Below are 9,769 nucleotides of genomic sequence, written 5' to 3' on the forward strand. Positions count from 1 at the left end.
GCGCGCGGTCACCATCATGCCGAGCGTGGCGATGAACGGCGGAATGCGCGTGTAGGCGATCAATGCGCCGTTGACGAGGCCGGCGAGCAGGCCGCAGCCGATCGCCACCACCACCGGCACGATGACGGGGAGGTCGGTCCAGCCCTGCGCCAGGAACATCGCCTTGGGGTTGGGGTTGCCGTTGACCGTCGCCACCTGGGCGAAACTCATGGCGATCATCGCGGTCGCGCCGACGATCGAGCCCGACGACAGGTCGATGCCGCCGGTGATGATCACCTGCGTCACGCCGATGGCGATGATGCCGACGATCGACACCTGCAGGATGATGATCTGCAAACGCGCCTCGTTGAAGATCGCCGAGACGTCGGCGCGGGTGTTGAACAGGAAGCTGTCGCCGAGAAAGATGCGGCCGATCAGTTCGAAGATGACGACGAGGATGACCAGCGCCAGGAAGACGTTGAGTTCAGCCGGCCATGTCCGCTTCTTGGCGTCATAGCCGACCCCGCCGACGCCATGGGATGTCTGTGCCAATCGTCTACCCTCCCTCAGCCGCAGTCGGTCCTGACGCCCGGAGGCGCCAGGGGATAGAGGAGCGGCGCTCTCCGTGCGAGAGCGCCGCTCCTCAAGCCATGGCTCAGTTCTTCTTCAGGAACTTGTCGATGTTCGCCGGCGTGACCAGTTGGAAGGGGACGTAGACCTTGTGTTCGACCTTCTCGCCCTTGGCCAGCTTCAGCGCGGCATCGAGCGCGCCCGCACCCTGGCCGGCGGCGTCCTGGAACACCGTGGCGTCGAGGTCTCCGGCCTGCATCGCGGCTAGTGCGTCCTGCGTGGCATCGACGCCGCCCACGACAACCGTCTTCATGTCGATGTTGGCGGCCTTCATTGCCTGGATGGCGCCGATGGCGCTTTCGTCATTGTTGGCGATGACGCCATCGAAGGGCTTGCCGGTCGACAGCCAGTTGGTCATCAGGTTCTGGGCTTCATCGCGGTTCCAGTTCGACGTCTGCTTGTCGATGATCTTGATGAAGCTGCATTCCGGCGTGGCGATGACATCGTCGATGTCCTTGGTGCGCTGTACGGCGGCCTGGTTGGAAAGCTCGCCCATGATGACGTAGACATTGGCTTCCTTCTTGCCGGCTTCGGTAAACAGGCGGCAGACTTCCTTGGTCTCGAGCGTGCCGGAATCGGCTTCGTTCGAAGCGACGAAGGCCTGGTTGTCCGGCAGCGTATCGACATTGACCGGCTGGCGGTTGACGTAGACCAGAGGGATCTTGGCGGCGGCCGCGGCATCCGACATCGCCTGCGTGGCCGAAGTGTCGACGGGGTTGACGATGATGGCGTCGACTCCGGATGCGGCGAAGTTCTTGATCTGGTCAAGCTGCTTGGCGACGTCGTTCTGCGCGTCCTCGACCTGCAGTTCGACGCCGTCCATGCCCTTGGCCTGCTCGATCATGCCGTTGCGCAGCACGGTGAGGAAGTTGTCGTCGAACTTGGCCATCGACACGCCGACCTTGGCGGCAAGAGCCGACGAACTCATCAGCGCCGCGAAAGCGACGCCCAGAAGCAGTTTCTTCATTGTGTCTCTCCTCCACATTGGTGTCCGGTTGCACCGATCTATCCGGAATCCCCGTTCTCCCCGGGGAATCTCTCCCGATTGCCAATTCTGTTCCGGGCGCCGTTTTGCTGGAACGCACAATCCTCTGTTTGAAACAGATGTTCCGGAACGAAAGAACCAAAATGCCTAGTTGGTGAAATATTTATTCCATTTCGCGGCGAGGCGTCAAGGCCCATTCCAAAAGCGGAGAAGGGATTTTCGAAGGCTCAGGCGTCGCCGCCCATCTTAAATCTCACGAGCTAGATATTCTCGGGCAGATAGATGTCGAAGGGCAGGAACGTCTGGCCCGGCGCGTTTGCCGCGCCGGTTTCGATGGCGTGCGCCATCAGGTCGACCAGCTCGCGACAGAGCGGCGCCAGGGGTGTCGAGATCACCATGGTCAGGATGTTGTCGGCCAGGGCGGAGCGCGATACCGCCGTGATCTCGTTGCAGACGACCGCCGGCATTACCTCCGGCTTCGCCTGGCGCAGGGCCGCGACCGCGCCTTCCATGCCGCCGCCGGCAACATAGCAGCCAACGAGATCAGGATGGCCGGCCATAAGCTCGATCAATGTGTCCTGCGTGATCTGGTTGGCCTCGAGATTGACCAGCGTCTCAAGTAAGGTGAATTCGGGCGCCTGTTCGCGGAAGAAGGAGCGGAAACCGATCTCGCGCAGTTCGTGGCCGTGGAAGCGGTGGCTGCCGACGAACAGCGCGACCTTGCCGGGCCGCTTCGCCGCTTTCGAGATCATCCAGGCGGCGGTGCGGCCGACCTTGCGGTTGTCGAGGCCGACATAGCCTTCGCGTATCCCCGCGGCGAAGTCCGACAGAAGTGAAAACACCGGCAGCCCTTTCGCCTTCATCTCCTCGACGGCGACCGTCAGGGTCGGGTGGTCCGGCCCGACGAGGGCGACGGACCGGCATCTTGCCGCGAGCCTGCGCGCACGCTCGACGATCTCGTCTGGTGCGAGCGAATCCGCGAAATCGATGATGGCGACGCCACGAAAGCGCGGCGAACGCGACACGGCCAGCTCAAGCTCGCGCGCGAACTCGCTGTAGAAGACATCATTGCCCCTCAGCAGCAGGAAGCCGAGCCTGTACTCCGGCAACTCATGCCGCATCCGCTGCTTGATCAGGCCAGCCGCGTGATAGCCGATCTCGGTGGCCGCTTCGTAGACGCGGCGCGCGGTTTCCTCGCGCACCGGCAGGCGGCTGTTCAGCACCCGGTCCACCGTGGCGACGCTGACGCCCGAGATGCGCGCCAGGTCGGTGATTGTCGGCCGTTTCGCCATGCTCGTTGTGCTCCGTCCTTGGCTGCCTTCCTAGATCATTCTGATAGGAAATGATAGAAACTATCTTTGTGATATTGAGTCTATCATGGGTCGGCGATATTTTTAGGATCGAAGCCAATGGGTAAGCGGCATTCGCTTGGGTGAATGCCCAGCCAAGGGAGGCAATCATGTCAACAGCGTCGTCCCGGCGCGACTACAGCCTGATCGGCCGCGACGCCAAGCTCGCCGTCGAGAACGGCTTGTCGGCAGCCGAGTGGTATCACACCGACATTCCGCGCAAGCAGATGAAGGAATTGATGCAGCGCTCCGACGGGCCGGCGATGCGCGACACCGCGATCTGGTTCGCCGCCTTGATCGTCAGCGGCGCCGGCGGTGCCTTGTTGTGGGGCACATGGTGGTGCGTGCCGTTCTTCTTCGTCTATGGCGTGCTCTATGGCTCATCGACGGATTCGCGCTGGCACGAATGCGGCCACGGCACCGCCTTCCGCACGCAATGGATGAATGACGCGGTCTATCAGATCGCCTGCTTCATGATCATGCGCAATCCGGTCACCTGGCGCTGGAGCCACACGCGCCACCATACCGACACCATCATCGTCGGCCGCGATCCCGAAATCTCGGTCATGCGCCCGCCGGACCTTGTTCGCGCCGCGCTCGGCTTCATCGGCGTGCTCGATGCCTGGCATGCGATGAGCGACATGCTGCGCAACGCCGCCGGCAACATCAGCGCGGCGGAAAAAACGTTCATTCCGGAACAGGAACAGAAGAAGGCGATCTGCATCGCCCGCATCTGGACCGCGATCTACGCCACCGTCATCGCGCTGGTGCTCTATTTCGGCTCGTGGCTGCCGCTGATGCTGGTCGGCCTGCCCAGGCTTTATGGCGCCTGGCACCACGTCATGGTCGGCCTGCTGCAGCATGGTGGCCTGGCCGACAACGTCACCGATCATCGGCTGAACAGCCGCACCGTCTACATGAACCCGATCAGCCGCTTCATATACTGGAACATGAATTACCACGTCGAGCATCACATGTTCCCAATGGTGCCCTATCATGCGTTGCCGAGGCTGCACGAGCTGATCAAGCATGATCTGCCGGCGCCGACGCCGTCCATCCTGGCCGGCTACCGCGAGATGATCCCGGCCTTCCTGCGCCAGCTGCGCAATGAGGATTATTTCCTCAAGCGCGAGCTGCCGCCGACCGCCAGGCCGTACCGCGAGGAATTCCACAGCGATGCCGTCGCCGCGGCGGCGGAGTGACGTGCGATCCGATCCCACGTCTTTGTTTTGATGCGATTCCCCGGGGAAATCGCCAGGCGCTGTCTCCGGCAAGACCGCTACACACTTTTCCCGGGTTGCTTTGGGGAGGAATGAATGAGCGACTGGGTCGAGGCCTGCGCGGCCGGCGACATCGACGAAGAGGATGTGATGCGCTTCGACCATGGCGGCCGCACCTTCGCCATCTATCGCAGCCCGGATGACGAGTTCTTCGCCACCGATGGCCTGTGCACGCATGAAAAGGTGCATCTGGCCGACGGGCTGGTGATGGACGACATCATCGAATGCCCCAAGCACAATGGCCGTTTCAATTACAAGACCGGGGCCGCCAAGGGCGCGCCGGTCTGCGTCGACCTCAAGACCTATGCGGTCAAGATCGACGCCGGCAAAGTGCTGGTCCAGATAGGATGATGGCGATGGCGCGCGGCATGGTCATCATCGGGGCCGGCGAATGCGGCGGGCGGGCGGCGCTCACGCTGCGCGATCTCGGCTATGATGGTCCGGTGACGCTGGTCGGCGACGAGCCGCATCCGCCCTACGAACGCCCACCGCTTTCCAAGGACGCGATGACGACCGGCGATGCGCCGCAGATCAAGACGATCGCCAGCGACGCAACGCTGGCCGGAAAATCGATCCGGCATATTCATTCGGTCCAGGCCGTGGCGATCGATCGCGCGGCGCATGGTGTGCGCCTGTCGGATGGTTCCGTACTTGCCTACGATAAACTGCTGCTCGCCACCGGTTCGACGCCGCGCCGGTTGCAGATGCCGGGATTGGGTCCGCGCTGCGTCACCCTGCGCAGTTTCGCCGATGCGCTTGCCATCCGCGCTTATCTCCGCGCCGGCAGCCATATCGCCATTGTCGGTGGCGGCTTCATCGGCCTCGAACTCGCCGCCGCCGCCCGCAAGATGGGCGCCGCCGTCACCGTCATCGAGGCCCAGCCCCGCATCCTGATGCGCGGCGTGCCGGCCGAGATCGCCGAGATCATCCATGCCGCGCATATCTCCGAGGGCGTGGAGATCCTGTGCGGCGACGGCATCGCTTCCATCGCCGACGATGGCAAGGCGGTCCGCGTGACCCTTGCCGGCGGACGCGAAATCGCAGCCGATCTCGTCGTCATCGGCATCGGCGCCGTGCCGGTGACCGAACTCGCCGCCAAGGCAGGGCTGGCCATCGACAACGGTATTGCCGTCGATGCGCGGTTGCAAAGCAGCGATCCCGACATCTTCGCCGCCGGCGATTGCTGCTCCTTTCCGCTCGCCCTCTATGGCGCGCGCCGGGTGCGGCTGGAAGCCTGGCGCAACGCGCAGGAGCAGGGCGCCCTGGCGGCCAGGAACATGCTTGGCGCCGGCGAGGCGCATGCGTCGGTGCCTTGGTTCTGGTCCGATCAGTATGGTCTGTCCCTGCAGATCGCTGGCCTGTCGGACGAAGGCAGCAGCACCGTGCGCCGCGATCTCGGCGACGGCGCCTTCATCCTGTTCCATCTGGCCGAGGACGGCAGGCTGGTGGCGGCCAGCGGCATCGGCCCCGGCAACGCGGTCGCCCGCGACATCAGGCTGGCCGAAATGCTGATCGGCAAGCGGGCGAGGCCGGAGCCTGAAGCGCTGGGATCGCCGGCCGTCAAGCTGAAGTCGCTGCTGGCGGCTTGAGGCAGTCGCGTCGCTACGGCATGCATAGTCTTATGCCGCACTGGTCGACCCCCACTCAGTCTCGGCCTCGCCGAGCCACCTCTCCCCCGATCGACGGGGGAGAGGAAAGGCGCCAGGCTCTTTGTCGTCAACGCTCGTCAAGCAAAGCTCCCTTCCTTTCCCTCCGGAGGGGGGAAAGGTGGCGCTGCGAAGCAGCGACGGATTGGGGGAACCACGTGGCAATCAGGCCTGGCGCCGATCAGCCACGCCAGTGCCCGGCCGGACAATGAGGGGCGGCGCAGGCGTTGGCAAATGTTGTCAGTATGCCTAGAGCCTAGAACAGTGCCTTCAACTCATCCAGCTTGTCGTTGACCAGCCAGCCGTAATAATTCTCCTCCGGCAGCTTTTCCGGCTGCCCGGCGGCGTGGCGCTTGTCGTTCTCCGCTTTCAGCGCATAGGCGCGCTGCTCCGGATTGCCGACATTGTAGAGCGTCGCGGTCAGTCCGGGATTGCCCGAAATGTCGAAGCCGGCGATGCTCTTGTAGGCATCGATCGATTTCCGGATCGTCGCCGCCACATAGGGCAGCGTCAGGTCGGGATCCATGATGGTCTTGTAGACCGAGTTGGGATCGCCGACATCGAGCTTGGGCAGGCCGGAAACCCTGTGGACGAGATCGCTCATCTGCAGCGCCGTCAAGGGATTGAGCTGGCCCAGGCCGAAGGTCTGGCCGGCATAATAGGGCTGGAAGAAGGTGGCGCCGAAACGATTGTCGGGAAAGCTCTCTCCGCCGACGGTCTTGCCGCGGAACGCATTGTTCCACACCTGCTCGCGGCATTCCCAAAGATCGTAGCTGTCGGACGTGGCTGCGCATTTCTTGAACTCCGGCCGCTGCACGAAGTCGCTGATGTCCTCGCCGTCATAGGCGAAGGACAGCTTGCTGGAGAGATAGGAGATCGCCTTGACGTAATAGGTCTGCAGCCGGTCATAGGCGTCGACATTGTAGGTGTGCTCGCCGACGATGGCACCGACTATGTGCAGCGGATCGATGCCATAGGCGGCGGCTGCCTTCCTGATCTTGGCGCGCAGATCGGCGTCTTTGCGCAGCAAGGCATAGACCTTGCGGTATTTCGCCTGGAAGGTGGTGTTGGTGGCCTGCGTGCGCCGGCTCGAGGCGCCGGGAATGTCGGGCTGCTCGACATTGCGGTTTCCCGCCGGCACCAATGTCGCCGCCTCGGCGGCGAACAGCGTCGCCGCCAGCGTCAAGCCGAGAATGACCAGGATCAGTTTCTTCATGTGCCGCCGCCCGCGATAATGCCGCGCAAACTAGGGTAGTGCTCCCGGTCGAGTCGAGAACAACCCTCCTCCCGACGCTACGAAAGGTGGCCGGATGGTACCGTCTGGCCACACATGGCGATGTTTGCCGGGAGTGTTGCTGCCTGATCCGGCGCCGGTTCGACCCGGCGCCGTCACTTAAAGAATGAATCGCGACAGATCCGTGTTTCGCGACAGATCGCCGACATGCTTGTCCACATAGGCGGCATCGATGGTGACCGTCGTTCCGTTGCGGTCCGGCGCGTCGTAGGAGATCTCGTCCAGCACCCGCTCCATCACCGTCTGCAGCCGCCTTGCGCCGATGTTTTCGACGCTGGCATTGAGGTCGACGGCGATGCCGGCCAGCGAATCGATGGCGTCTTCGGTAAACGTCAGGTCGACGCCCTCGGTCTTCATCAGCGCGATATACTGCTTGATCAGGCTGGCTTCCGTCTCGGTCAGGATGCGGATGAAATCGTCTTTCTCCAGCGCGCGCAGCTCGACCCTTATCGGCAAGCGGCCCTGCAATTCCGGCAACAGGTCGGACGGCTTGGACACATGGAAAGCGCCGGAAGCGATGAACAATATATGGTCCGTCTTCAACGGCCCGTATTTGGTCGCCACCGTGGTGCCCTCGATCAGCGGCAGCAGGTCGCGCTGCACGCCTTCGCGCGAAACACCCGCCCCCATGCCGCCTTCGCGCGACGCGATCTTGTCGATCTCGTCGAGGAAGACGATGCCGTCATTTTCCGTTGCGTCGATTGCCCGGCGCACCACCTCGTCCTGGTCGAGCAGCTTGTCGGATTCGTCGTTGACCAGCAGCGCGTAGGAGGCCTTCACCGTCGTCTTGCGCGCCTTCGTCTTCTTGCCGCCCATCGCCTTCGACAGCATGTCGTTGATGTTGAGCACGCCGATATTGGCGCCCGGCATGCCCGGAATCTCGAAGCCGGGCATGCCGCCATTGCCGGCGTCTGCCACCTCGATCTCGATCTCCTTGTCGTCGAGTTCGCCGTCGCGCAGCTTCTTGCGGAAACTGTCGCGCGTCGCCGGGCTCGCCGTCTTGCCGACCAGCGCTTCCAGCACGCGTTCCTCGGCGTTGACATGGGCACGCGCCTTGACGTCCTCACGCATCTTGTCGCGCACCAGGCCGATGGCGATCTCGACCAGGTCGCGGATGATCTGCTCGACGTCGCGGCCGACATAGCCGACTTCGGTGAACTTGGTCGCCTCGACCTTGACGAAGGGCGCGCCGGCCAGCCGCGCCAGGCGGCGCGAGATCTCGGTCTTGCCGACGCCGGTCGGCCCGATCATCAGGATGTTCTTCGGCATCACCTCTTCGCGCATCTGGCCTTCGAGCTGCTGGCGGCGCCAGCGGTTGCGCAAGGCGATGGCCACGGCGCGCTTGGCGTCCTTCTGGCCAATGATGAAACGGTCGAGTTCCGAAACGATTTCGCGGGGAGAAAAGCTCATATCACTAAATTCCACTTTGCCACTGCTTGATGGCCTCGAACGGATGCAGCAGCATGATCACGTTGAGTGTCAGATTGTCCCGGATGAGATAGCCGGTACCGAGTTCGAAGAGGATGGCGAGGCTGACGATCACCCATATAGGTAGCCTTCGCGCCATCACAAATCCCAGCACCATGGCCAGTGTGTCGGACACCGAATTGAGGATGCTGTCGCCGTAATAGTCGAGCGAGATGGTGCCGGCGCGGTAGCGTTCGATGATGAACGGGCTGTTTTCCAGGATTTCCCAGCCGCCCTCGATGAGCACGGCGAATGCCAGTCTGAGGCCGATCGGCGAACGCGGAAACAGGAACCTCGCCAGCGCGTAGAACAGGAAGCCGTGGATGATGTGCGAGAAGGTGTACCAGTCCGAAATATGCTGGGAATTCTCCGAACTCTTCACCACGCCATGCCAGAACTTGACATAGCCGCAGGTGCAGATCGGCGGGTGGCCCATCAGATAGAGCGTGACGGCCTGGGCGATGACCAGGCCAAGCACGATCAGCAGACCCATCCGCCAGCTGTTTTCGTAGGCCGAGAGACCCTTCTCGTCGACGGATGCGTTCATACCCTATTGCCCCTCTTGCGCGTCGCTCTCTTCGGCATCGCCCTCGTTAGCGTCGATTGCCATCAGCAGGACGTCGCCATATTCCGATTGCCTGCGGTCGATAGGCCTGAATCCGGCTTTTTCATAGGCGCGAATGGCCCTGATGTTGGCCGGGTCCGGATCGATGACGATTCGGGGGGCGCCTTCCCCGAACAGTTCCTCGACAAACTGGCGCACGATGGCCGTGCCATGGCCAATGCCGACCAGTTCCGGCCGGCCGATCGTGATATCGATGCCAAGCGTGCCGAATGGCTGGTCGGCATAGGGATGGCCGTCTTCCATATGCGGATCGTAGCTCTGCAGATAGGCGAGCGGTTTTCCGTCGAACTCGACGATCAGCGGCTCTACGGAAATCGAATCGATATGACCGCGTATGGCGGCGAGCTCCGTTTCGGGACTATCCCACCATTGCGCGACATGCGGCAGCGCGAGCCAGCCCGCGATCATCGGCAGGTCTCTCTCAGTAACCGGTCGAAAATCGTAAAGCGCCACCTGCTCAGGCGGCATCGAGCGTTTCGACAACGAAAGCGTTGTTGGTGTAGACGCAGATATC

At 62.8% G+C, this 9,769-nt stretch carries 10 protein-coding genes; 3 read left to right on the plus strand and 7 right to left on the minus strand.

The features are described from left to right. From WC739_RS22545 to WC739_RS22555, 3 genes are all read right to left on the minus strand, one after another. On the minus strand, positions 1-531 hold a 531-nt coding region (locus WC739_RS22545), incomplete at its 3' end, for an ABC transporter permease (protein WP_372955208.1). Positions 532-634: 103 nt separating this feature from the next. Continuing rightward, a complete protein-coding gene (locus WC739_RS22550) occupies positions 635-1,576 on the minus strand; it encodes a sugar ABC transporter substrate-binding protein (RefSeq protein WP_372955209.1) in 942 nt (313 codons plus the stop codon). A gap of 278 nt (positions 1,577-1,854) precedes the next feature. Continuing rightward, complete coding sequence (locus tag WC739_RS22555) at positions 1,855-2,886, minus strand: LacI family DNA-binding transcriptional regulator (protein ID WP_372955210.1); 1,032 nt, start codon at positions 2,884-2,886, stop codon at positions 1,855-1,857. A gap of 167 nt (positions 2,887-3,053) precedes the next feature. Between WC739_RS22555 and WC739_RS22560 the strand changes: the two genes are divergently transcribed. The 3 genes from WC739_RS22560 (at position 3,054) to WC739_RS22570 (ending at position 5,812) form a co-directional block, all read left to right on the plus strand. Further along, complete coding sequence (locus WC739_RS22560) at positions 3,054-4,145, plus strand: fatty acid desaturase family protein (protein WP_372955211.1); 1,092 nt, start codon at positions 3,054-3,056, stop codon at positions 4,143-4,145. Positions 4,146-4,259: 114 nt separating this feature from the next. Next, positions 4,260-4,574: a MocE family 2Fe-2S type ferredoxin gene (locus WC739_RS22565; protein ID WP_372955212.1), complete on the plus strand. Its 315-nt coding sequence runs from the start codon at positions 4,260-4,262 to the stop codon at positions 4,572-4,574. After that, positions 4,571-5,812 carry an NAD(P)/FAD-dependent oxidoreductase gene (locus WC739_RS22570; protein ID WP_372955213.1) on the plus strand — a complete coding sequence of 414 codons (1,242 nt, stop codon included), beginning with the start codon at positions 4,571-4,573 and terminating at the stop codon, positions 5,810-5,812. Before WC739_RS22565 ends, WC739_RS22570 begins: the two co-directional genes overlap by 4 nt. 313 nt (positions 5,813-6,125) lie before the next feature. Here WC739_RS22570 and WC739_RS22575 read toward each other — a convergent pair whose 3' ends face one another. The 4 genes from WC739_RS22575 to WC739_RS22590 form a co-directional block, all read right to left on the minus strand. After that, positions 6,126-7,085, minus strand: coding sequence for a DUF1402 family protein (locus WC739_RS22575; RefSeq protein ID WP_372955214.1), 960 nt, complete (start codon positions 7,083-7,085; stop codon positions 6,126-6,128). Positions 7,086-7,262: 177 nt separating this feature from the next. After that, positions 7,263-8,573, minus strand: coding sequence for an ATP-dependent protease ATPase subunit HslU (gene hslU / locus WC739_RS22580; RefSeq protein ID WP_372955215.1), 1,311 nt, complete (start codon positions 8,571-8,573; stop codon positions 7,263-7,265). Positions 8,574-8,577: 4 nt separating this feature from the next. Beyond that, a complete protein-coding gene (locus WC739_RS22585; protein ID WP_372955216.1) occupies positions 8,578-9,177 on the minus strand; it encodes a DUF2585 domain-containing protein in 600 nt (199 codons plus the stop codon). A gap of 3 nt (positions 9,178-9,180) precedes the next feature. Further along, a complete protein-coding gene (locus WC739_RS22590; protein ID WP_372955217.1) occupies positions 9,181-9,723 on the minus strand; it encodes a GNAT family N-acetyltransferase in 543 nt (180 codons plus the stop codon). Positions 9,724-9,769 lie beyond the last annotated feature (46 nt).

Source organism: Mesorhizobium sp. (assembly GCF_041661565.1).
Lineage (GTDB): Bacteria > Pseudomonadota > Alphaproteobacteria > Rhizobiales > Rhizobiaceae > Mesorhizobium.